Raw genomic sequence first — 21998 nt, 5'->3', positions numbered from 1 at the left:
CATGCACAGAGTTCTGATCATCGGCGCCACCTCGGCGATCGCCGAAGCCACCGCGCGCGTCTATGCCGCACGCGGCGCCGCGCTGTTCCTGGTCGGCCGCGACGCCGAGCGACTGGCCGCCATCGCCGCCGACCTGGGCGTGCGCGGCGCGGCCAAGACCGGCGTGCATGCGCTCGACGTCAACGCCTACGAGAAACACCAGGCCATGCTCGAGGCGGCCTGGAGCGAATTCGGCGAAATCGACCTGGTCGTGATCGCCCACGGCACCCTGCCCGATCAGTCGGCCTGCGAAGCGTCGGTCGAATTGGCCCTGCGCGAGTTTTCGACCAATGGACTGTCCACCATCGCCCTGGCCACGGCGATCGCGCCGCGGCTCAAGCGCGGCGCGACGCTGGCGGTGATCTCCTCGGTCGCCGGCGATCGCGGCCGCGCCAGCAACTACCTCTACGGCAGCGCCAAGGCCGCGGTCAGCACATTCCTGAGCGGCCTGCGCCAGCGCCACAACGCCGACGGCGTCAACGTGCTGACCATCAAGCCGGGCTTCGTCGACACGCCGATGACCCAGTCGTTCAAAAAAGGCGCGCTGTGGGCCAAGCCCGACGGGATCGCGCGCGGCATCGCCGCCGCGGTCGACAAGCGTCGCGCCGTCGCCTACCTGCCTTGGTTCTGGTGGGGAATCATGCAGGTGATCAAGAACATTCCCGAATTCGTCTTCCGCCGCATCAAGCTGTGAACCTCTTGCGATGAACGACAAGCACGCCAAGATCGTCCTTACCGGCGCGGCCGGCCTGGTCGGCCAGAATCTCATCGTCGAACTCAAGGCGCAGGGCTATACCCGCCTGGTCGCGATCGACAAGCACTCCCACAACCTCGACATCCTCAAGTCGCTGCACCCGGACGTCGAGGCGATCCACGCTGACCTGGCCGAACCGGCCGAACTGTCGAAGTGGGAACCCGCACTGCGCGACGCGCGCTGCCTGGTGCAATTGCACGCGCAGATCACCGGCAAGCACACCGAGTTGTTCACCCGCAACAACATCGATGCGACGCGCATCGTGCTCGATGCCTGCAAGCGCCAGCAGGTGCCTTATGTGGTGCACATCAGCTCCTCGGTGGTCAACTCGGTCGCCAACGACGACTACACCAACACCAAAAAGGTGCAGGAAGCGATCATGGTCGACAGCGGCCTGCGCCACTGCGTGCTGCGCCCGACCCTGATGTTCGGCTGGTTCGATCCCAAGCACCTGGGCTGGCTGTCGCGCTTCATGGCCCGCACGCCGGTGTTCCCGATCCCCGGCGACGGCAAGTTCATGCGCCAGCCGCTGTATGAGCGCGACTTCTGCCGCTGCATCGTCAAGTGCATCGAACGCGAGCCCGAGGGCGCAGTCTACGACGTGGTCGGCGACACCCGCATCGACTACGTCGACATCATCCGCGAGATAAAGCGCGCCAAGGGTCTGCGCACGCTGATCGTGCACATTCCGATCGGCTTCTTCGCGTTCTTGCTGCGGGTGTACTCGATGTTCAGCCGCAAGCCGCCGTTCACCGCCGACCAGCTCAAGGCCTTGTCGGCAGGCGACGATTTCGTCGGGGTCGACACGCAACAGGTGTTCGGAGTCGCACAGACGCCGTTCCGAGATGCGGTCGTGGAGAGTTACTGCGACCCGCGTTACTCGAAAATCGTCTTGCAGCGATGAAGGCGGCTTTTCGCGCACGCGCCGCTGCGACTGTGCACATACGCAACCTACGTAACCAAGGACTGGATCGCGCGTGAAACCCTTACGGTTCCATCCCGCCCTGCTCGCCGCGCTCGCCACGACGATCGTCGTCGCCGCGGCGCGCTTCGTCGTCGTCGCCCACTACGGCACTTCCAATCCGTTCATGGATCAGTGGGATGCTGAGATCTCCCATCTCTATCCGCGCTATCTGCAAGGCACCCTCGGGCTGGCGGATTTGTTCCAGCCGCACAATGAGCACCGAATCGTCTTCACCCGCTTGATCGCCTTGGGTTTGTTCTCGCTCAACGGCAACCAATTCGACGCCAAGGTGCAGATGTTCTTCAACATCGGCATCTTCCTGGCTGTGGTATTCGCTTTCATGTACAGCGTCGGCCGGCTGCTGCCGCGGCGACGCGCCGCCTTGTTCGCCGCCGCCGCCCTGATCGCCTTCTGCCTGCCGCTGGGCTGGGAAAACCTGATCGCCGGCTTCCAGAACCAGTTCTATCTGCTGCTGGCCGGCAGCCTGGCGATGATCTGGATCGCCTCCGCTGCGCGGCCAGGTCCGCGAATGGCTTTGGTCCTGCTGCCGATCGCGATACTGGTCAATTTCACCGTCGCCTCCGGTGCGCTGGCCAGCTTCATCGTCGCGGCCATCCTGAGTGCGCGCGCGCTCGCGCCGAATCGCCGGCGCGGGCTCTTGCTGGGTCTGGCCGCAGCGCATCTGGCGATCTTCGCCGTGGCGATGAGCGCCGTTCCCTCGCTCCCGCATCACATCCCCTTGCATGCCCGGAATGCGGCCGAGCTGGTCCAGGCCTTCGGCCTGGGAGTCGCATGGCCGTTCCGGCCCAGAGCGCTGGCGATCCTGGTTGTGTATCTGCCTGCCGTCCTGACTCTGGCGCTCCTGTTACGGCGGCTGATCCGGCGTCAGCGCCTGCCCCATGGATCGTTGTACTTGCTCGGCATTTCCGCCTGGTCCCTCGCCCAGATCGCAGCCGTCGCCTATTCGCGTGGGCACGACCTGCTGGGCATGCCGCCACGCTACGCCGACATCCTCGTGCTCGGTCTATTGGCCAACATCGCTCTGGCGCTGCGCCTGACCCGTCGCGACTCCACGGCCCGGCCGTGGCGCGCGGCGAGCGTTTTCTACACGCTCGGCATGGCTTTCGGCCTGCTCATGCTGATGCCGCAGTACATGGAAATGATGCAGGAACGCTCCGACTTCGGCCGACGCCAGACCGAGTACCTGCGCGCCTATCTCGACGACGGCGACCAGCCCCGGCTCGCCGCGGCGCATCAGGGGCCGCTCGGCTATCCGGACGCGCGACGCCTCGCAGCATTGCTCGACGATCCGGCCATCGCTGCGTTCATGCCTGGCGACATCGCCCGCCCCGTGGCCCTCGCCTGGGAGCCTTGCGGGGGCTTCTCCACAACGGGAATTCCCGCCACCGCCGCGGCGGCTCCGCATCGCGCCCGATGGGGTTCGGCGGGCACCGCCGGCGGCGAATGCCTGAGCCGGCCGTTCCACCTCGCCCGCCCTTATGCCCTGAGCTATTTCACCGGCGTCGCCGATCCCCGCAAGGGCTTGGCGTACGCTTTACTCGCCGACGGCAGCAAACCGCGCAAACTGGTGCCCAACGCCAGACCCGTCGAGCAATGGCGTCCGGCCGTGGGCCGCGCCGGCGAAGGTACTTACCGGCTCAAGGTCAGCGACAGCAACCCGCAGGCGTGGATGGCGTTCACGGCTCCGATCGAAACCGGCCGTTTGAGCGCCATCAGCTACAAGGCCAGCGAATACGGCTGGAGGATCGGCTCGTTATTGCTGTTGCTGGGTGTGGCGCTGCTGTCGATGGCCGCCTCGAGCGGGCCGCGCCGTGAACGCGCCGATGCCTGACCGTCCATCACTTTCATCTTTCACATAGAACCGATAGCCAATGAGCACTGCAAAGAAACGTTTCGCGATCGTCGGCGCCGGCCCGATGGGCCTCATGGCCGCCATGGAGCTGCTCAAGCAGGGCCATGAAGTCGACATCTACGAACGCGACGACCGCATCGGCGGCATGTCGGCGAGCTTCGATTTCGACGGCTTGAAGATCGAGCGCTACTACCACTTCATCTGCAAGACCGACTATCCCTTGTTCAAGCTGCTGGAGTCGCTGGGCCTGTCGGACAAGCTGAAGTGGACCGACACCAAGATGGGTTATTACTACGACGGCAAGCTGTACAAGTGGGGCACGCCGTTCGCCCTGCTCGCCTTCCCCAAGCTCGGGCTGATCAGCAAGTTCCGCTACGCGCTGCACGTCATGGTGACCAAGGGCATCAAGGACTGGACCGCGCTGGACAAGGTCAGCGCCACTGTCTGGCTGCGCAAATGGCTGGGTGAGCGCGGTTACGACGTGCTGTGGCGTCGCACCTTCTACCTCAAGTTCTTCGAATACACCGAGAACTTGTCAGCCTCGTGGATCGGCACCCGCATCAAGCGCATCGCCCTGTCGCGGCGCAGTCTGCTGAGCGAAAGCCTGGGCTACATCGAGGGGGGCTCGGACACCCTGCTGGATGCGATGGAAAAGTTCATCGTCGAGCACGGCGGGCTCATTCATCTCAAGCAGGGTATCGACCAGGTCAATGTCGAACACGGCCGGGTCACCGGCGTTCGCATCGCCCGCAAAGACCTTCCATACGATGCCGTGGTTTCGACCGCGCCGATTCAGTACGTACCAGCGCTGGTACCGGCATTGCCGCGCGCGTTTGCTGACGGCGTACGCAAGATCGAGAACATTCCGGTCGCTTGCGTGATCCTGAAGCTCAAGCACGCCGTGAGCGAGAACTTCTGGATGAACATCAGCGATACAGGCATCGAAATTCCGGGCGTCATCGAGTACTCCAACCTCAATCCCGGCACTCGCGATGGCGAGCACGTCCTGTACGCGCCGTTCTATATGCCCAAGACCCATCCCAAGTGGTCGCTGCCGAACGACCAACTGATCGACGAGGTCATCAGCTACCTGACGAAGATAAACCCGGCGTTCCGCCCTGACTGGGTGTTGGCCCGCTACTGCCACCGCTATGACTTCGCCCAAACCATCTGCCCACCAGGCTTCCAGGACATGCTTCCGTCGATGAAGACGCCGATCGAAGGCTTCTACATGGCCGACACCTCGTATTACTACCCGGAAGACCGCTCGATCAATGAGAGCATCGCCACTGCGCGTCAACTGGTGGCCATCATATCGAGAACCTCCGCAGCCTCGCTCCTGTGATCAGCCGACGTTTCATCGCCTTCGTCGTCGCTGGCGGCACCGCAGCGTGCGCCAACTTCGGCTCACGTATCCTATTCAGCGAATTGATGCCGTATGTACCTGCAATCGTGCTGGCCTATCTCGTCGGCATGGCCACTGCGTTCGCCTTGAACCGCTTGTTCGTGTTCACCGAAGCCCAGAACGAACTGAAGAGCCAGGTCTTCTGGTTCGCAGTGGTCAACCTTGCTGCGATAGCCCAAACGGTGGCGATCAGTCTGATCTTTGCGCGCTGGCTGTTCCCGGCCACGGGGATGGATTTCCACCCCGAAGCCGTGGCTCATGGGATCGGCGTGATCGTTCCCGTCTTCACCAGCTACCTCGGACACAAGCGCTTCACTTTTCGCTCCAGGCATTGAGCAGCGCCTGGAGCTGCGGCGGCCCCTCCAAATCTCTCTGGGCGGATGTCAGCAACACCCTCGAAGCTCTACTTCTCCGGCGTCTGGGCTCCAGGTCGCCACAATGGCACCTGCCGCAGCAACGGGATCGCCCCCGCTATGGCGGTACGCGCCTGGGGATTGTCGAGATAGTAGTACTCGGCGATGTGCTCATCGGCGACGGCCCGAGCGTCTTGCCGGCTCAGCAACGCCGATTGCGCAGCGGCCACCTGTGGGTATGCTTCGCGCAGGGAATTGATCCGCCACGATGTATTGAAGCAATACATATACGTAGCTAAGCATAGTACAACGATCGAGGCTACACGCTCGAACCGCCTCGACGCGCCTGCCGAGCCTATCGCCCATGCAGCGGTAGGAATCAATGTTGTGAGAATCCCATAATGCAGTTCCAGCCCTATGCCCCACGGTTGGGCTACCGCGCGCGATAACGCGACGACGACGATAGTCGCAACCGTCTGCCCCAGCGCCGAGAGCACGATCAAGTACTCGAACGCACGCCGATCACGGCGACGATAGGCGCCCCCAAGCATCCACAAGCCCAGCAAGGCAGCCCCGACGAGCGTCGCCAGCGCAATCATCAGCTTCAAATCACCGTTCGGCGTTGCGAATATCCCCATCCACGACTTGACCATCCCCAACAAGAACGGCAACAAATTCTCCCCCAAGCCGCTTTCCGACTGGCTTGTCGCACCGGACGGGCGCCACGCCACAATCAGCCCGGTCAAGGTCATCGCCCACAACGAGACTGATAACGCGCGCGACAGCCGTCTTGTTGAGGTTTGCCACCTGAATTCGCGCGCGCTCAACAGCAGCAACACCCCTCCCATCAAAACGGCACTAATGATGCCGTTGGCGCCCGACCAAGCACATAAGGTCAGGCATAGAAATGCGTATTCCATGCCATGTCTTAACAGACCCCGAAAGTACCAGATTGCGCACCACGCGCTCAAGGAGACGAAAGTCACTGAGGAGACGAACTGAAAATTAAAACCCCAGGATACCGAGTTGAAACCACCCGCGAGCAGCACGAGAGGAATCAGCACATCTCCAAGCGAACGACGCCCATCGCGCATCAAACACGCAATCTGCATCCAGCAATAAGCAGTCACCGCTGAGAATGCGACGTTCAGCAGCGTCAGCAAGCGGAAATCGCCACCGCTGACCTTAAGCAACACATAGTGCACCAGCTTCTGGATCGGAATCCGGTGATCATTGTGCAAGCCAAATATCCAATCCAGCGTCAATGACGATCCCGTCGCCAATTCAGCCAGATAGGACCAATCGTCGCTGTAGGGATACGGCTTCAGCAACGGAAACATCAACGCCATAAAGACACCCAGCGTCGCGAACAACACCAATCGCGGCAAGGTCTTTTCCATTATCGAGTAAATCATTGCGTCGCCGTCCCCCAACCACCTAGCAAAGCCGCTATCCGGTCAATTGACCGTTACTTCGCGATTGATATCGCACTGAAGCAATTCAGTACCCGTATCCAACACCAGATAGAGCTGGTAACTACCGGCCGGAACGCCGACGACCACACCGAAACGGTCGTAACCCGAACGCAGATAGCTACTGGCCCCCTTGGCCGAGACCACGTCTTCACGCGCCAAGCCGGCGTTGAGCTGGATGAAGCCACCTCTCGACGACCCACCCGACGTTGGCTTCCATTCGATCCACACCCGCTTCGCTGTCGCACCGCCACGGGTGGCTGCCCATCCAGAAATCTTGAGCGGCACGCGCGGGGTCAGCTGCGTCGCTGATGTCGCACCGCCCTGGCCGAAGTAGTCGAGCGCGCACTCTCCACCTGCAACCGTCGCCATTGTGATCCCCGCAGCCTCACCATCCAGGAAAGCGATGTCCTGCCCATCCTCGAACTGACGCGTCAATTCCACGCTGCTCGCTGGCGCCACCGCTGCCGCAGAGTCAGCGCCGAGCCCCTTGCCCTTGACTGCGACATACAGACCAGTCAGCGAGAAACAGCCGATCACGAACGCCACGAATCCGAACAGGAACTTGTTGTCTTTCAATGTATATGCCTTCTATCAGGACCTTGAAAAATGGAGTTCAGCATCAGCTCGCGTTGTCGTCGCCATCAAAACCAGATTCGATGGCCTGCGACGCCTGCGTCTGGCCCGCTTCGGCGGGCAACACAACGGGATCGTTCACTTCGGCAGTCATCTCGGAGTCCGGCTGAGAAGCCGCGGGCTCGGGCGAGATATCCACTATCCCGCCAGCGGCGCTTACTGCCTCTTCGACCCTCTCACCAGAGGTCTCCGTTTGCGCTTCCGACGCGGTGCCATATCCGACCAATTCAATCCGCATCGGGCTGGCCTTGATAAAGAATTGCACGGCGCAAAGCTCAACCAGCTCGCGCGGTTCCACGCCAGCCAGACTCAGTCGATCGAACTTCAGCACTTTGTCGGCGGGCACACCGGCGGCCAATACAGCCGACAGGGGCGGATCCACATTCGCCTGCACGTGACGCACGCCGTAGCCGGTTTCATGCAGCATCCGGATCGCGCCATCCAGGGTAAAGAAGCGGATGTGAGTGATGTCCAACAGGCCCCACTTGTGATAGTCGAACCGGCCATCGGCCAGATCCGCCATTAGCCCGAGATTGCGTACGTTCGGAATACTGATTACCACCTCGGCGTTCTTGGCCAGGAACGGCTTGAGCTGCACCAACGCGCGCCACGGGTCGTACATATGCTCCAGTACGTCCGCCAGCAGCACCGCATCGACGCTGCCGTAGGCAAGTCCTTCGGCATGCAGATCGACGTCCTCCAGCTTGCACGCAAACACCCGATCCAAACGTTGCGCCGCGATCTCCGCCGCGGCCGATTCCGGTTCCACCCCCCAGGCTTGCAAACCGGGGATCTGCTGTTTGAGCAGCGCGGCCGTCGCCCCGCTCGCGCACCCGATCTCCAACAGTAACTGGCGATCGGCGGAGAACAGGCCGGTCAGCTCGCTCCGTGCTTGCCCTCTATAGGACGCCTCGAACTCGTCGCTGGAGATCGTCTGCCCCAGGTGCCGCTCCCACGTATACATAGCCGTCTCCGAGCACGCATCTACGGAAAGATCGTTCGATTTGCCGCCACCAGGGGATTGGCTCATCGGAAGCTGTCCTCGCTCGTGGCATAAGCACTAAAGCCCTGCCGCTGCGGCTTCAACCGCAACGGCAGAACCCGACTTCCACCCGCGGTGCAACGGATGGAGCTAGTAGCGCGCCTTCAGAACCATCACCGCCTGGGGCAGGTAGGCTCTGTCGTCGATGAAATCGACCACCTCGAAGTACTTCGACCAGTGTGCCTGGACGTATCCCTTGGGAATGATCGCATCGCCATATGTTTCGCTCGGCAACTCGGGGCCGCCGCTGCTGGGCTGATAAAGGAATTGCCCTTCATCGTAATCCTGTCGGGCCTTGTCCGCATCGACGAAGGATTGTTGCAGGGCGCGGTGCCACTCGGTCGCCGGGGGCTGGCCACGCAAGGACTCGCAAAAATCGATGAAGCTCCTGCCTTGCGTGGTCAGCACCAGCAATCCGCCCGGGGCGACGACGCGTGCAAACTCGGCGATCCAGGCATTGGCAGCCTTCGGACTGAGATGCGAGAACACCGAATAGGCGAACACCAGCTTGAACATTCCATCGCGCAATGGCGTCGGCGGCAACAGATTGCACTTGATCAGCTGACCGTAGACTCCGGTGCGCTTGCAGATCTCGATCGCCTCGAACCACGGATCGATACCGTACAAACGATCCCAGGGCACATCACGATAGAAGTAGCGCATGTAGCGCCCCCAGCCGCAGCCGAAGTCGAGGACGTTGTCGCCATCCCCGAGTACAACCCCGTTCTTGGCCATGTGCTCATGGACGATTCGGTAAAACACCGACGCCTCGGTCAGCGCGTGCTCGTTGGATGAGCCGACGAAACCCGCCTGGATCTCGTCGGGCGGAAAGCCGGGCAACTCAAAGCCATTCCAGTCTCGGTTCGATACCGAACCGACCAGAGTCTGATACCACTCGTCGATGCTGGTATTGCGTGTCGCCTCAAAGAAATCTGCCGGTTTCACTATGGTCTCCGTTTTAATCGCGCGCGGTCAGGTCGTAATATGAACGATATTGATCCGTCGCCATCAGGTCCTGGAACGGGGAATTCTTTCGTAACAGCGGGTACTGCGGGTGGCTGTCGAAATGCTTGAAGAACTCGGCCAGCAACGTTTCCGATTCGGGCTCGGAAAGATGCCCCGAAGACGAGAACGTGTTGCTGGTGTGCATGCGGTAGTAATAACCCGGCATATCGACCATCGACAACTGCGTATGGAAACTCGCCCGCAACACGAAGTCCCAGTCGTGGCAAAGCCGGAGCTGGGAGAACCCGCCAAGCTTATTGAATAACGCACGCGTGAAGACCAGGTTGCCGGTCGTTACGCAGACGTTGTACTGCAGCAAATGGACCATCAACGGATCAAGCGAGCTGAAGCACTCGTTCTGCCGGCGATACACCTCAGCCGCGACGGGATGATCCTCGGATAGCTCCTCACCGTCCTGATCGACCACGGTTACGCGACTGAAGGCCAGCTCCGACTTCTCCTGTTCCATCGCATTGACCAGCGACGCCAATCGGTTGCTAGGCCACGCATCGTCGGAGTTGATGATCGCAATGTACTCGCCGGTCGAATTGGAGATAGCAAAATTGATCACATTGAACGCGTCTGCGTTGCGCTCCATCCGATACAGGCGAGCGCGCTTGCCGCCATCCAGTTCCGCCAACACTCGCTTGGCGACGGCATAGGTGCTGTCCGGCGAACAATCGTCGATCACGATCAACTCAAAATCGTCGAAAGTCTGTCCCAGCACACTGCGAATTGCCTGCTCGACATATTGCTGGTGCTTGTAGGTCGGCATGATGACACTGACCTTGGGCCGCGATTGCTTCTCGATCCTGGTCATAGCGTTGTGGCAAACCATCAAATTGGCGTAACCGTAGCGTCGATCGGGCTCGAGATACGCGCCTTCGGCCCATTCGTTCCAGGCATTGATAAAGACCATCCGGCCGCCCGGCGGCGCCTGCCGAACGCTTTGGTCGACCAACGCATCCAGCCAAGTCCGGAAACCCGAGGGACTGGACTCGGCGAAGATGTGCGCGCGCAGCCCTTTGCGGGCGGTGTTGTCCCAGCTCGGCATCGCGCAACGGTAGAGCTTGTAGTCCGGGTAGGAGCGCAGCGACTCGCTCTCCACGACGTCGCGGTAGTCATATATCTTGACTTCCGAGCCTTCGTGGAAGTGTTCGTACTCTGTCTGGCGCTCGCTGACCTTGACCCCGTGCGGCGGAAACTGCACCGCGGCATCAAAGCCCATCGAGGTCGGATCGTCCAGACCGAAGGATTGCGCGGCCACCAGGTGGATCTCGCCCACGCCTTGCTCAAGGCAACGCCTGCGCCAACGCGCCACCGTCTCGGTCACTTCAGGCAGGATCGCGGCACGATAGACGACCAGCACCGGCTTGCCTTCCACGCGCAGATAACGCGGGTCGCGGAACGCACGGATCAGATCGTCGATGATCGCGATGTCGTCCTCGGGCGAATGATTTTGCGCGATCAGCACGTCCTGCTCGGAACCGTCCCAACGGCGGCTCCAATTCTCGTTCGCCCAACACAGGCAGAATCCAATGTCGATCGAAGGATCGTTCAGGAAAGCCTCCACCGGCGTCTCAAGCAAGCGGTGGCCACCGAACCAGTAGTAGTGAAAGCAGAACGCCTCGATGCCGTGATGCCGAGCAAGCTTGGCCTGCTCGCGCATGATCTGCGGATTGCGAAGATCGTAATAACCGAGCTCGCCCGGCAAACGCGGCTGGCAATGCCCTGTGAACATCGGCATTGCCTTGCCGACGTTGGTCCACTCGGTGAATCCCTTGCCCCACCAGCGATCATTCTCGGCAATCGGATGAAACTGCGGCAGATAATAGGCGACCAGCTTGACACCGACGTCCGGCGCCGGGTGCAGCGCTGGCGCGACGACGAACTCGCGATCGCGCTTGGTCAGCACCTCGACCATCTGTTTTTGGAACGCGGACGCGTCGGTAGTCGAACGATTGGGCAGTTGTTGCACCCCTTGCTGGGTACCGATTACGCGATTGGCCACCCCCAACGCCCCCTGCGCGCGCCACACCCGTGCCAGCTTGCGCCCGGCGCTCAACAGCAACCAGAAACGCTGCATCTTCACGTACGGCTTCAGCGCGAACAGACCCGCTGAGCAGGTCGGATCGAACCGGATGAGCTTGGTACCTGGCGGGATGTCGACCAGATACGACACCAGATTGCCCGGCCCTCTGGGTTCGGCCTGCAGCGGCAGCTTGCTCGCTTCGCTGATTCCTTGGCCCACGTCGAAATACATCGCCGGCTCGACCCAACGCGGCACGCCGGCCTTGGTCTCGAAGACGAAGCGACACACGCCCGACGGAAAACTCACACCTGAAGGCCTGATCAGGAACTGCGGGTCGGCAGATAGGCTCTCCCAAATACCATCCGCCTCTTGACCGACCGCTCTGCAGTCGTAATACGGCTCAATCCTTTTCTTCACCAAAACCCCCAGAAAAAACTACTGCGCGCCAGAGAACTCTTCCGACACGATTTTCCCATGCTCCAGCGTGATGACACGGTTACAGACGCTGCGAATGAGCTCAAGATTATGCGACGCCAGGACGATAATCTTGGCGCTGTCCATCAGCGCATTGAGCCGGACTTCGGCCTTGGCGGAAAACTCAGCGTCACCGACGCTGAGCCATTCGTCCATAAGGATGATGTCGGCCGCGACCGCTGTAACGATCGAGAACGCCAGGCGCATCTGCATACCGCTGGAATATACCCGCACCGGCAAATCCAGATAATCACCCAGTCCGGAGAATTCGGCGATATCCTCGCGCAGGCTTTCGATCTGCCGTCGACTCATGCCGTGCAGCAGGCCGCGCAAGGTAATGTTCTCATGCCCGGACGAGTCCTGCTCAAAACCCAGCGCCGGATCAATCAGGCTGGCGATCGAGCCGGTCAGTTCGATGGAACCTTCGCTGGGCGAGTAAATGCCGGCCAAGGCACGCAGCAAGGTGGTCTTGCCCGAACCGTTGTGCCCCCATAGACCGAGTCGGTCGCCCGGCAACGCTTCCAGGTTGATGTCGCTGAGCGCGCGCACCACGGTGATCTCCTTGGAATTGGCCGCTATCCTGCCGCCGGTGGCAGCGTTGATGACCATTTTCTTCAGCGACCGGCTCGACACGCCATACAACGGATAATCGAGAGTGCAGTTCGTGATCGATATCTTCGCCATGAATTAGACCCAGTACGCGATGCGGCGGCGGAAACGGGCAAACAGAACCAGACCGATCAGCGCCACCGCCAAGGTCAAACCGACCGCACCGAGGTAATGCATCGGCTTGGCAGCGTAGCCGAGCATCGGTCCGCGCACGATCTCGATCAGCCAATAGAACGGATTGGCATCGACGATCGTGGTCCGGCCGCTCAAGCTGCCCGGCTTCCAGATGATCGGAGTCAGAAAGAACGCGAACTGCAGGATGTTGAGAATAATCTGCTGCATGTCTCGGAAGCGCGCGCAGAAAGTGCCGAGCAGATAGCCAGAAGACACGATGAATACTGTCAATATCAGCAGACCGATCGGCAGCAGCAGCAGTTCCAGGCCCGGATTGACCTGATAGATCAACAGAAACGGGACCACCGCGACCAGATTGTGCGCGAACAGCAACAAGCTGCGCGTGGTCGCACGCAGAATATGCACCGTCAGTGGCGACGCCGTCGACTTGATCAGATTTTCCGAGCTGATGAAAGCATTGCACGCCTCAGTCAATCCGCCCGAAATAAGCGACCAGGCGACCAGCCCCGCAGCGAGATTGGGTACGTAGTCGGCCGCGGTCATATTGAACAATCGAGCGTACAACGGCCCCAGACCGGCGATCACAACGACCATCGTAATGGTGATCCAGAACGGCCCTATCGTCGACCTGCGATAGCGCTGACGGATGTCCTGGCTCGCCAACATCCACCACAGGTCCGCGTTGGCGAAACCTTTGCCGATGTCTTCCCAAACGTTATTGGCGGTCTTCACGAGCGCAGTCCTTTGTCCAGGTCGGCCTGCAAGTCCACCACGTCCTCGACCCCCACACTCAAGCGCACCAAGTTGTCGGTAATCCCCAGCGCCGTGCGCCGCTCCGGCGGAATCGATGCGTGCGTCATCACCGCCGGATGGTTGACCAGGCTCTCCACGCCACCCAGCGATTCGGCGATGGTGAACAGTTCGCAGCGCTCCATCATCCGGCGCGCGCCGTCCATGCCGCCCTTGACGTAGATGCTGACCATGCCGCCGAAGCCGTCCATCTGGCGCTTGGCCAGTTCGTGCTGCGGATGCGACTTCAGTCCGGGATAGATGACCTTCTCGACCGAGGGATGGGTTTGCAGCCACTCGGCCAGCACCTGCGCGTTCTCGCAGTGGGCCTTCATGCGCAGGTGCAGGGTCTTCAGGCCGCGCAGCGCCAGGAAGCTGTCGAACGGGCCCTGGATGCCGCCGACCGCGTTCTGCAGGAATGTCAGTTTTTCGGCCAGTTCGGGCTCGTCGCCGACCACGGCGATGCCGCCGACGATGTCGGAGTGGCCGTTGAGGTACTTGGTCGCCGAGTGCATGACGATGTGCGCGCCCAGTTCCAGCGGACGCTGCAGGATCGGCGAGCAGAAGGTGTTGTCGACCACCACCACCAGCCCGCGCTTGCGCGCGATCGCGGCGATCTGGGCGATGTCGACCAGCTTGAGCAGCGGGTTGGTCGGGGTCTCGATCCACACCAGCTTGGTTTCCGGGCGGATCGCCGCCTCGAACGCGGCCGCGTCGCTGAGGTCGACCCAGCTGAAATCCAGGCCGGCGCTGCGCCGACGCACGCGCTCGAACAGGCGATAGGTGCCGCCGTAGACGTCGTCCATCGCGATCACGTGGCTGCCGGCGTCGAGCATCTCCAGGATGGTCGAGGTCGCGGCCAGGCCGGAGGCGAAGGCGTAACCGTGCGTTCCGCCCTCCAGGCCGGCGATGCAGCGCTCATAGGCGAAGCGGGTCGGATTGTGGCTGCGCGAATATTCGAAGCCCTGATGCTGGCCGGGGCTGCTCTGGGCGTAGGTGGAGGTCGCGTAGATCGGCGGCATCACCGCGCCGGTGCTCGGATCGGGCGACTGTCCGGCATGGATGGCGAGGGTGCCCAGGCCGAGCTTGCGGGCTCCGCCTTGCGGCTGTTGTTGGCTCATTGAAATCGTTCCGTCCGCTGAGGGATCGGCCGAGCTATTCGACCGATTGGCGTAACCGCGAATTCTAACATCGCCCCGGTGAGGACCTCGCCCCGCCCGGCGACACTTCAGGCGGTGTGCAGTCGGACCGTGAGCGCTACCTGGGGCGGCGACGGCCGGCGCAGCCTGCCCGGCGCGGCGCAAGCTGAACGCGCCATTTCAGCCTTGGCTGGCACGCATCTGCGTTCAGCCGACGAATCGGCCCCGCGGGCCGAGCCGCGCTGCGGGGCAAACCGGTGGTTGATGCCGGGCCGGCGCGGTCGGCTCGGGCTGTTTCAGCCAGGAAACGGGGCGACGCCCCGCGGTCGGTGCTCCGGCGCGGAATGGCGCGAGCCGGCCCGTCGCCCGCGCCGGCCGGCAGATCGCCGGGCAATGTCGCCCGGCGCGTCCCGGCGGTCGCCGCTTACTGCACTCGCCTACGCAGGAAGTTCAACAGGTCGATGCGGGTGATCAGGCCGAGGAACTTGTCCCCGTCCATGACGATGGCGACGTGGCCGCGGTCGAACACCGGCAGCAGCGTCTCGATCGGATCGGCGACCGGAATCTTGTCGAGCTTGCTGACCATCGCGGTGGAGACCGGATCGCGGAAACGCGATTCGTCGCCGTACACGTGCAGCAGCACGTCGCTTTCATCGACGATGCCGACGATGTGCTCGCCGTCCATCACCGGCAACTGCGAAACGTCGTACAGCTTCATGCGCTGATAGGCGGTGACGAGCAGATCGTTCGGGCCGACCACCACGGTGTCGCGCTGCGAATACGGCCGCAGGATCAAATCCCGCAGATCTCCATGCTGCTCGCGCTGGATGAAGCCGTTGTCGAGCATCCAATAATCGTTGTACATCTTCGACAAGTACTTGTTGCCGGTGTCGCAGACGAACACCAGCACTTTCTTCGGCGTGGTCTGCTCGCGGCAGTACTTCAACGCGGCGGCCAGCAAGGTGCCGGTCGAGGAGCCGCCGAGGATGCCTTCCTTCTCCAACAATTCGCGCGCGGTGAGGAAGCTTTCCTTGTCGTTGATCGCATAGGCCTTCTTGACCCGGGTGAAGTCGGAGATCGGCGGCAGGAAATCCTCGCCGATGCCCTCCACCATCCAACTCGCCGACTTGTCCGACAAGGTGCCGCGGTTGATGTATTCCTCCAGGATCGAACCGACTGGGTCGGCCAGGATCAGCTCAGTCTTCGGCGACAACTTGGCGAAGGCGCGCGACAAGCCGGTCATGGTGCCGGAGCTGCCGCAGCCGAACACGATCGCGTCGAGCTGGCCGCCCATCTGTTCGAGGATTTCCGGGCCGGTGCCCAACTCGTGCGCGGCCGGGTTGTCGGGATTGCCGAACTGATTGATGAAGTAGGCGCCCGGGGTTTCGTTGGCGATGCGCTCGGCCAGGTCCTGGTAGTAATCCGGATGGCCCTTGGCGACGTCCGAACGGGTCAGCACCACCTGCGCGCCCATCGCCTTGAGGTTGAAGATCTTCTCGCGGCTCATCTTGTCGGGCACCACCAGCAGCAGCTTGTAGCCCTTCTGCTGGGCGACCAGGGCCAGGCCGATGCCGGTATTGCCGGCGGTGCCTTCGACCAGGGTGTCGCCGGGCTTGATCTTGCCGGCCTTTTCGGCCGCTTCGATCATCGACAAACCGATGCGGTCCTTGATCGACCCGCCGGGGTTCTGCGATTCGAGCTTGAGATAGAGCTCGCACACCCCGGCGTCCAGACGCTGGGCCTTGACGATCGGGGTATTGCCGATGAGTTCGAGTACGGAGGAGTGAATGGCCATGCGGCTCCTGCTAGCCGCTACCGTGCGGCGAATCGGACCATTCTAGCCGCGCCTCCGTGGGCGGGTCGCGCCGGCGGATGGCGCGGAGCGATCATCCGTGCCCACCCGAGGCCGCCGGCGCGAGGTGCTTTCGCGGGCGGGACTTGAGTCGCGACGCCTATTGCCCACATTGCCGCGCCGATCGGCGCGCAGGGATGGCTGCCATCCGATCGAACGGCGTCGGGGCTCAAACCCGTCGACAAGCGTCGGTCCGTGGCGAGGCCCAGCTCGAAGCGACCATGGGAAAAGCGCCGGGGGGCTGAAGCCGCGCGCAAGAACCGGGCGGTCGCGCCGAACCGAAGCGATCCTGGTCAGGTGGGTGGTAGCCGCGGGCGGCGGCCGCCGACGAGGATGGCGGCCGCCGCCCGCGCTGAGCTTGGAGCCGGGAGCGCGGGCGGCTCCGGATCCTTCGCATCCGGCCATCGGCGGCCGGATCGGCGAAATGCTGGGCTGTCTGGTGGCCGGGAACTCTGGTGGCCGGAAAACTCAGGTCCGTATCGGCTGGCGGAACCGGCATCGCGCCGGCTCCGCCCGGGGCCCGCGACCGCCGTAGGCGGCGCAGACGGGATCGATCAGTGCTGCTGGTCGTACAGCTGGGTCAGGCGATCTTTCGCAGCCAGCTTTTCGCGCTTCATTTGTCCCAAGGTCGTGTCGTCGATCGGCAGCACGCCGAGTTCGGCATCCATGACCTTTTTGTCGAGATCCTTATGGCGCTGGTAAAGCTGCTTGAATTCCGGGTTGCTCTTGATGAGCGCGTCGATTTCAGGCTGCGGTCGTTCTTCGAACATGAAAGCCTCCTTCAGCACGAATGCAAACGCCCCGGTCGCGGGACCAGGGCGTTGCGGGGGAGCGTGAGATGGTGGGTCAGGCGCGGCGCGGCACCGGCTTCACGCAACCCGACCGCACCTTTATGTGCGGCGGCGGGGTCCTGCGGAAGGGGCGTTTGCGTCATCGGCCTGGCTCTTCGCCGAGCGTTTGTGAAGCACTCGGATAATTGACCCTACTCCTGTGTCCGGGATCCGGCAAGGCCGCGCTGCAACCGTTTTCAGGTTCCGGCCATGATCGTCCGGACGACGGCCAAACAGCGCACAACCGTTTGATTTTATTGAATCAAATGCTGAGCGCGATGTGCCCCTGCCCGGATGCACTCGCCACTTGCAATGAGGCTTTGCCGCACCCGGCCGTTCGTCGGCTGAAGGCCGGAACGTGGCCGTTTTTGCGATCGCGCATCGGTCTGGCTCATCCCGCTCGCTCCAGTTGCGAGAGCCGCGTTACCGCGCCGGCTTCGCTGGCGCCGCGAAGCCGGTCGCGGAAGGGTTTGGTTCTGGCGGAAAGCGGCGGACCTGACGACACCGAGGCCGAAGCTCTATATCCCGCTGCCTGCGCGACCGCGAAGTCTTTTGTGGGAGGGCCTTCAGGCCCGACGCCTTTCGATCCGGCGCGGTGAAACTGTAAGGGGATCTGAGCGGAAAGCGTCGGGGCTGAAGCCCCTCCCACAAAAGACTTCGGCCGCCCGAAACGCCCTGTGGGAGCGCCTTCGGCCTGACGACACCGAGACCGAGACCGAAGCTCCGTATCCTGCCGCCGGCGCGATATCTCACCGCCTGCGTAACCGCGAAGTCTTTTGTGGGAGGGCCTTCAGGCCCGACGCCTTTCGATCCGGCGCGGTGAAACTGTAAGGCGATCTGAGCGGAAAGCGTCGGGGCTGAAGCCCCTCCCACAAAAGACCTCGGCCGCCCGAAACACCCTGTGGGAGCGCCTTCGGCCTGACGACACCGCGACCGAGACCGAAGCTCCGTATCCTGCCGCCGGCGCGATATCTCACCGGCTGCGCGACCGCGAAGTCTTTTGTGGGAGGGCCTTCAAGCCCGACGCCTTTCGATCTAGCGCGGTGAAACTGTAAAGCGATCTGAGCGGAAAGCGTCGGGGCTGAAGCCCTCCACAAGGAAGCCCCCACAAGAACGGCTCCTTCTCCACAAGAGCGGGCTCCCTCCCGCAGCGAGTTCCCCGCCAGCCAGCGCTTCCGTAAGCCCAGTTCTCGCCAAAAACGCAACGAGCCGGACAAACCGGCTCGTTGCGCGCGGGCCGGGCGGCGCCCGGCGCGGGTTTACTTCTTCTTCGGCTTGGGCTTGGGCGCCGGCTTCGGCGTCTCGCCGGTCAGGCCGAGCAACTCGGCCTCCTTGCGCGCCAGTTCTGCGTCGCGCTCGCGCGCGGCGCGCAGCTTGGCGGCTTGCTGGCCGGCGACGTTGTCGAGCAGCCCTTCGGCCTGTTGCCGGGCCTGGGTTTCCTGTTCGGCGGCCACGCGCAGGCGTTCGGCCTCCTCGGCCTGAATCTGCGCTTGCACGCGTAGACGTTCGGCCTCGGCGCGGGCGCGGTCGGCATCGCGGCGGCTGGCTTCGACCAGCAGATCGCTGCGCTCGCGATCCAGGCGGTCGACCTCGCGCTGCGCAAGTTGGCTGCGCGTCACAATTTCGGCGGTCTCGACCCGGCGATCGGCGATCTGCAGCGCCCAGGCGCGGTCGCGGCTGCGCGCGGTGCGCACCGAATCGATGGCCTGACGGGCCTTCAGACGCTCGTAATTGCCGTACTGCGCGGCATCGGGACTGGCTTCGATAGCATTGACGCGCTGGACCAGACGGGCGATTTCCGGATCGTCCGCCGACGCGGCGATCGCGCTCAGGCAGGCCAGCGACAAGGCGGTGGCGACCGCCAGACGCAGGGCCGCCGAACGCAGTAAGAGCAGGCGCGCGCTCATTGGCCACCTCCGTTGGACAGGCGGCGGCGCAACTCGGCGATTTCCGCCCGGCGCTGGTTGAGTTCGGCGTTGGTCAGGGCCTCTTTGCTGCGCGCATAGGCCAGATCGCCCTCGGCCGCGGCGGTGAGCGCCAGACGCCGGGCGTCCTCGTCCTTGCCCTGCGACAGCGCGCCCTGGGCGGCGCTGAGCGCGCGCCGCGCCGCGGCCAGGTCCTGCGGCGCGTACTGGTCGGCGTCGGCGTCGTCGGCGCGCATGACCGCCTGCTGCGCGGCGGACAGCTCGCCGGTCGGCGGGGGCGTGGATGCGCAGCCGGCCAGACCGGAAGCGAGAACTGCGGCCAGCAGCGGCAAACGAATTTGTGCGAAGCTTGTGGGCATTAGGGGAGCGCTGTGCGGAAGGGATGACGCACGGACATTGTCGTCAAGCCGGCAGCGTGCTTGCAACGGCGCGCGCCGTCAACAAGGGGTATGAATGCATGGACATCGGCTATTTCCTGAAGCTGATGACGGAAAAGAACGCGTCGGACATGTTCTTGACGACCGGCGCGCCGGTGTACATCAAGGTCGAAGGCCGTCTGTACCCGCTCGGCAACACCGGCCTGCCCCCGGGCATGGTCAAGAAAATCGCGTATTCGCTGATGGACGAAGGCCAGGTGCCCCTGTTCGAGCGTGACCTCGAACTGAACATGGCCCTCGCCCTGCCCGACGCCGGCCGTTTCCGCATCAACGTGTTCAAGCAGCGCGGCGAAGTCGGCATGGTGATCCGCGCCATCCGCAGCATCATCCCCAGCATCGAAGAACTGCAGCTGCCGCAGGTGCTCAAGAACATCATCATGGCCCCGCGCGGCCTGGTGCTGATCGTCGGCTCCACCGGCTCGGGCAAGTCGACCACGCTGGCCTCGATGATCGACCACCGCAACAGCAACACCGCCGGTCACATCCTCACCATCGAGGATCCGATCGAGTACCTGCACAAGCACAAGAAGTCGATCGTCAACCAGCGCGAGGTCGGCCTGGACACCCACGCCTTCCACAACGCGCTCAAGAACGCGATGCGCGAAGCGCCGGACGTGATCCTGATCGGCGAAATCCTCGATGCGACCACGATGGAGGCGGCGATCGCGTTCGCCGAAACCGGGCACCTGTGCCTGGCCACGCTGCACTCCAACAACGCCGACCAGACGCTCGAGCGCATCCTCAATTTCTTCCCCGAGGCCGCGCACAAGAACGTGCTGATGAACCTGGCGCTGAATCTCAAGGCCGTGGTCTCGCAGCGCCTGGTGATCGGCGTCGACGGACGCCGGCTGCCGGCCGCGGAAGTTCTCATCAACACCCCGCACGTGCGCGATCTGATGCGCCGCGGCCAGGTGCACGAGATCAAGCAGGCGATGGAAGAATCGCTGGAAGACGGCATGGAGTCGTTCGACCAGTGCCTGTTCCGTTTGTACAAGGAAGGCCGGATCGAGATGGAGGAAGCGCTCAAGGCGGCCGACTCGCGCGACGGCCTGGCGCTGAAGTTCCGCCTGTCCGAAGGCGGCACCGGCGAACACGATCCTTACGCGGACATATACGACGCGACCGCGGCGCACTGAGCGACCGCCAGCGAAGACAAGATCGGCCGCTGATTCAGCGGCCGATTTTTTTGTACCGGCGATGGCAACACCACGCCTGAAGCGACTGCTTCCCCATCGCTACGCCACCACGAGGTCTTTTGTGGGAGGGCCTTCAGGCCCGACGCCTTTCGATCCGGCGCGGTGAGAGTCGCAAGCGACTTGAGCGAAGAGCGTTGGGGCTGAAGCCCCTCCCACAAAAGACTTCGACAGTCCTGAAGGGTCTTGTGAGCGGAGCTTCAGCCCAAAGTTTCTTGTCAGTGAAGCTTCAACCCGGAGTTTCCTGTGAGAGGAACTTCAATCTTGTGAAAGAGGTTTCAGCCCGAAGTTTCTTGTGGGGAGCTTGAGCCCCGACGCTCTGCGATCCGACTCGGCTGAAACGCCGCATCCATCAGCCCGGCGGCCGGTCCGGCTGATTCTCCGGCCGCGCCTTGTCGAACTCGGGCAAGGCCAGACAGGCCTCTTCGATCCGCAGAATGGTCGGGAACGCCTCCAACGGCACGCCGAAGCGGCGCGCGTTGTAGAGCTGCGGGATCAGGCAGCAGTCGGCCAGCCCCGGGACGTCGCCTTCGCAGAAGGTTCCGGTGGACGGATCGTCGGCCAGCATCGCCTCGACCGCGGTGAAGCCTTCGACGATCCAGTGTTTGACCCAGCCGTCGCGTTCGGGCTGCGGCACGTTCCAGGTGCCGTCAAGGTACTGCAGTACGCGCAGATTATTGAGCGGATGGATTTCACAGGCGACGGTCTGGGCGATCGCGCGCACGCGATGGCGATCGCGCGCGGTCACCGGCAACAGGTTCGGCCGCGGCCAGGTTTCGTCGAGGTACTCCAGGATCGCGATCGACTGGCTCAGGGTGCGCTGGCCGTGCTGCAGCACCGGCACCAGGCCGAGCGGATTGAGCGCGCGGTAGGCGGGATCGTGCTGCTCGCCGCCGTTGCGGACCAGATGCACCGGCGAGATTTCGTAGTCCAGGCCCTTGAGGTTCAGGCCGATGCGCACCCGATAGGACGCGCTGGAACGCCAGTAGGAGTACAGACGCAGTTGATCGCTCACCGGAGCACCTTGGCGTAGGAACGAG

22 protein-coding genes and 2 pseudogenes are annotated in these 21998 nt (G+C 62.9%); 6 read left to right on the top strand and 18 right to left on the bottom strand.

The window, feature by feature from the left end; translation table 11 throughout:
* Position 1 precedes the first annotated feature (1 nt).
* Together ACTOWJ_RS21020 and ACTOWJ_RS21015 are read left to right on the top strand one after the other, a co-directional pair.
* Positions 2-733 (top strand): SDR family oxidoreductase, encoded by a 732-nt coding sequence (locus ACTOWJ_RS21020; protein WP_441336557.1) that lies wholly within the window; start codon positions 2-4, stop codon positions 731-733.
* Between the two features lie 10 nt (positions 734-743).
* Positions 744-1697 carry an NAD-dependent epimerase/dehydratase family protein gene (locus ACTOWJ_RS21015; protein WP_441336556.1) on the top strand — a complete coding sequence of 318 codons (954 nt, stop codon included), beginning with the start codon at positions 744-746 and terminating at the stop codon, positions 1695-1697.
* Between the two features lie 82 nt (positions 1698-1779).
* Here the strand turns inward: ACTOWJ_RS21015 and ACTOWJ_RS21010 are convergent, their stop codons facing one another.
* Positions 1780-2034, bottom strand: coding sequence for a hypothetical protein (locus tag ACTOWJ_RS21010; RefSeq protein WP_441336555.1), 255 nt, complete (start codon positions 2032-2034; stop codon positions 1780-1782).
* Here ACTOWJ_RS21010 and ACTOWJ_RS21005 point away from each other — a divergent pair.
* From ACTOWJ_RS21005 to ACTOWJ_RS20995, 3 genes are read left to right on the top strand one after another with little or no spacing between them, the layout of a single operon-like run.
* The gene (locus ACTOWJ_RS21005; protein ID WP_441336554.1) at positions 2011-3609 is read left to right on the top strand and encodes a hypothetical protein; all 1599 of its coding nucleotides are present in this window, start codon (positions 2011-2013) and stop codon (positions 3607-3609) included. The genes ACTOWJ_RS21010 and ACTOWJ_RS21005 overlap by 24 nt on opposite strands.
* Before the next feature lie 40 nt (positions 3610-3649).
* Positions 3650-4975 (top strand): NAD(P)/FAD-dependent oxidoreductase, encoded by a 1326-nt coding sequence (locus ACTOWJ_RS21000; protein ID WP_441336553.1) that lies wholly within the window; start codon positions 3650-3652, stop codon positions 4973-4975.
* On the top strand, positions 4972-5370 hold the full coding sequence (locus ACTOWJ_RS20995) for a GtrA family protein (RefSeq protein ID WP_441336552.1): 399 nt from the start codon (positions 4972-4974) through the stop codon (positions 5368-5370). The genes ACTOWJ_RS21000 and ACTOWJ_RS20995 overlap by 4 nt, the downstream gene beginning before the upstream one ends.
* 68 nt (positions 5371-5438) lie before the next feature.
* On the opposite strand, the gene ACTOWJ_RS20990 is transcribed toward ACTOWJ_RS20995, so the two are convergent.
* From ACTOWJ_RS20990 to ACTOWJ_RS20920, 15 genes and pseudogenes are all read right to left on the bottom strand, one after another.
* Positions 5439-6788: a hypothetical protein gene (locus ACTOWJ_RS20990; RefSeq protein WP_441336551.1), complete on the bottom strand. Its 1350-nt coding sequence runs from the start codon at positions 6786-6788 to the stop codon at positions 5439-5441.
* 57 nt (positions 6789-6845) lie between these two features.
* On the bottom strand, positions 6846-7439 hold the full coding sequence (locus ACTOWJ_RS20985; RefSeq protein WP_441336550.1) for a hypothetical protein: 594 nt from the start codon (positions 7437-7439) through the stop codon (positions 6846-6848).
* A gap of 43 nt (positions 7440-7482) precedes the next feature.
* Positions 7483-8526, bottom strand: coding sequence for a methyltransferase domain-containing protein (locus tag ACTOWJ_RS20980; protein WP_441336549.1), 1044 nt, complete (start codon positions 8524-8526; stop codon positions 7483-7485).
* 102 nt (positions 8527-8628) lie between these two features.
* Entirely contained in the window at positions 8629-9483 is an 855-nt protein-coding gene (locus tag ACTOWJ_RS20975) for a class I SAM-dependent methyltransferase (protein WP_441336548.1), read from the bottom strand.
* Positions 9484-9496: 13 nt separating this feature from the next.
* Positions 9497-11992 (bottom strand): glycoside hydrolase family 99-like domain-containing protein, encoded by a 2496-nt coding sequence (locus ACTOWJ_RS20970; RefSeq protein ID WP_441336547.1) that lies wholly within the window; start codon positions 11990-11992, stop codon positions 9497-9499.
* Between the two features lie 18 nt (positions 11993-12010).
* A complete protein-coding gene (locus ACTOWJ_RS20965) occupies positions 12011-12733 on the bottom strand; it encodes an ABC transporter ATP-binding protein (RefSeq protein ID WP_441336546.1) in 723 nt (240 codons plus the stop codon).
* Positions 12734-12736: 3 nt separating this feature from the next.
* Complete coding sequence (locus tag ACTOWJ_RS20960; RefSeq protein WP_441336545.1) at positions 12737-13525, bottom strand: ABC transporter permease; 789 nt, start codon at positions 13523-13525, stop codon at positions 12737-12739.
* On the bottom strand, positions 13522-14703 hold the full coding sequence (locus ACTOWJ_RS20955; RefSeq protein WP_441336544.1) for a cystathionine gamma-synthase: 1182 nt from the start codon (positions 14701-14703) through the stop codon (positions 13522-13524). Before ACTOWJ_RS20955 ends, ACTOWJ_RS20960 begins: the two co-directional genes overlap by 4 nt.
* A 442-nt stretch (positions 14704-15145) precedes the next feature.
* Entirely contained in the window at positions 15146-16516 is a 1371-nt protein-coding gene (locus ACTOWJ_RS20950) for a pyridoxal-phosphate dependent enzyme (RefSeq protein WP_441336543.1), read from the bottom strand.
* 611 nt (positions 16517-17127) lie between these two features.
* A complete protein-coding gene (locus ACTOWJ_RS20945) occupies positions 17128-17343 on the bottom strand; it encodes a YdcH family protein (RefSeq protein ID WP_336091088.1) in 216 nt (71 codons plus the stop codon).
* 451 nt (positions 17344-17794) lie between these two features.
* Positions 17795-18052, bottom strand: a complete 258-nt coding sequence (locus ACTOWJ_RS20940; RefSeq protein WP_441336542.1) for a DUF6053 domain-containing protein — start codon at positions 18050-18052, stop codon at positions 17795-17797.
* Positions 18053-18189: 137 nt separating this feature from the next.
* Positions 18190-18276: pseudogene (locus tag ACTOWJ_RS20935) on the bottom strand (DUF6053 domain-containing protein); the annotation flags it as partial.
* A 137-nt stretch (positions 18277-18413) separates the two neighbouring features.
* A pseudogene (locus tag ACTOWJ_RS20930) lies at positions 18414-18512 on the bottom strand (hypothetical protein); the annotation flags it as partial.
* A gap of 150 nt (positions 18513-18662) precedes the next feature.
* On the bottom strand, positions 18663-19310 hold the full coding sequence (locus ACTOWJ_RS20925; protein WP_441336541.1) for a hypothetical protein: 648 nt from the start codon (positions 19308-19310) through the stop codon (positions 18663-18665).
* On the bottom strand, positions 19307-19687 hold the full coding sequence (locus ACTOWJ_RS20920) for a DUF4398 domain-containing protein (protein WP_441336540.1): 381 nt from the start codon (positions 19685-19687) through the stop codon (positions 19307-19309). The genes ACTOWJ_RS20925 and ACTOWJ_RS20920 overlap by 4 nt, the downstream gene beginning before the upstream one ends.
* A gap of 98 nt (positions 19688-19785) precedes the next feature.
* Here ACTOWJ_RS20920 and ACTOWJ_RS20915 point away from each other — a divergent pair, with 98 nt between their 5' ends.
* Positions 19786-20901, top strand: coding sequence for a PilT/PilU family type 4a pilus ATPase (locus ACTOWJ_RS20915; protein WP_441336539.1), 1116 nt, complete (start codon positions 19786-19788; stop codon positions 20899-20901).
* A 99-nt stretch (positions 20902-21000) separates the two neighbouring features.
* On the opposite strand, the gene ACTOWJ_RS20910 is transcribed toward ACTOWJ_RS20915, so the two are convergent.
* Both ACTOWJ_RS20910 and maiA read right to left on the bottom strand, forming a co-directional pair.
* Entirely contained in the window at positions 21001-21117 is a 117-nt protein-coding gene (locus ACTOWJ_RS20910) for a DUF6053 domain-containing protein (RefSeq protein ID WP_441336538.1), read from the bottom strand.
* A gap of 193 nt (positions 21118-21310) precedes the next feature.
* Positions 21311-21973, bottom strand: a complete 663-nt coding sequence (gene maiA / locus ACTOWJ_RS20905; protein ID WP_441336537.1) for a maleylacetoacetate isomerase — start codon at positions 21971-21973, stop codon at positions 21311-21313.
* Between the last annotated feature and the right edge of the window lie 25 nt (positions 21974-21998).

Source organism: Lysobacter sp. CA199 (genome assembly GCF_052078715.1).
Taxonomy (GTDB): domain Bacteria; phylum Pseudomonadota; class Gammaproteobacteria; order Xanthomonadales; family Xanthomonadaceae; genus Lysobacter.
The sequence above is the reverse complement of the archived record's forward strand: the minus strand, read 5'-3'. Positions and strand labels throughout refer to the sequence as shown.

Excerpts from the sequence above, each read along its gene's own strand:
- ACTOWJ_RS20955 (WP_441336544.1), bottom strand. The coding sequence starts at position 14,703 with ATGAGCCAACAACAGCCGCAAGGCGGAGCCCGCAAGCTCGGCCTGGGC.
- ACTOWJ_RS21020 (WP_441336557.1), top strand. The coding sequence starts at position 2 with ATGCACAGAGTTCTGATCATCGGCGCCACCTCGGCGATCGCCGAAGCC.
- ACTOWJ_RS21000 (WP_441336553.1), top strand. The coding sequence starts at position 3,650 with ATGAGCACTGCAAAGAAACGTTTCGCGATCGTCGGCGCCGGCCCGATG.
- ACTOWJ_RS20950 (WP_441336543.1), bottom strand. The coding sequence starts at position 16,516 with ATGGCCATTCACTCCTCCGTACTCGAACTCATCGGCAATACCCCGATC.
- ACTOWJ_RS20915 (WP_441336539.1), top strand. The coding sequence starts at position 19,786 with ATGGACATCGGCTATTTCCTGAAGCTGATGACGGAAAAGAACGCGTCG.
- ACTOWJ_RS20920 (WP_441336540.1), bottom strand. The coding sequence starts at position 19,687 with ATGCCCACAAGCTTCGCACAAATTCGTTTGCCGCTGCTGGCCGCAGTT.
- ACTOWJ_RS20965 (WP_441336546.1), bottom strand. The coding sequence starts at position 12,733 with ATGGCGAAGATATCGATCACGAACTGCACTCTCGATTATCCGTTGTAT.
- ACTOWJ_RS20980 (WP_441336549.1), bottom strand. The coding sequence starts at position 8,526 with ATGAGCCAATCCCCTGGTGGCGGCAAATCGAACGATCTTTCCGTAGAT.
- ACTOWJ_RS20945 (WP_336091088.1), bottom strand. The coding sequence starts at position 17,343 with ATGTTCGAAGAACGACCGCAGCCTGAAATCGACGCGCTCATCAAGAGC.
- ACTOWJ_RS21015 (WP_441336556.1), top strand. The coding sequence starts at position 744 with ATGAACGACAAGCACGCCAAGATCGTCCTTACCGGCGCGGCCGGCCTG.
- ACTOWJ_RS20925 (WP_441336541.1), bottom strand. The coding sequence starts at position 19,310 with ATGAGCGCGCGCCTGCTCTTACTGCGTTCGGCGGCCCTGCGTCTGGCG.
- ACTOWJ_RS20990 (WP_441336551.1), bottom strand. The coding sequence starts at position 6,788 with ATGGAAAAGACCTTGCCGCGATTGGTGTTGTTCGCGACGCTGGGTGTC.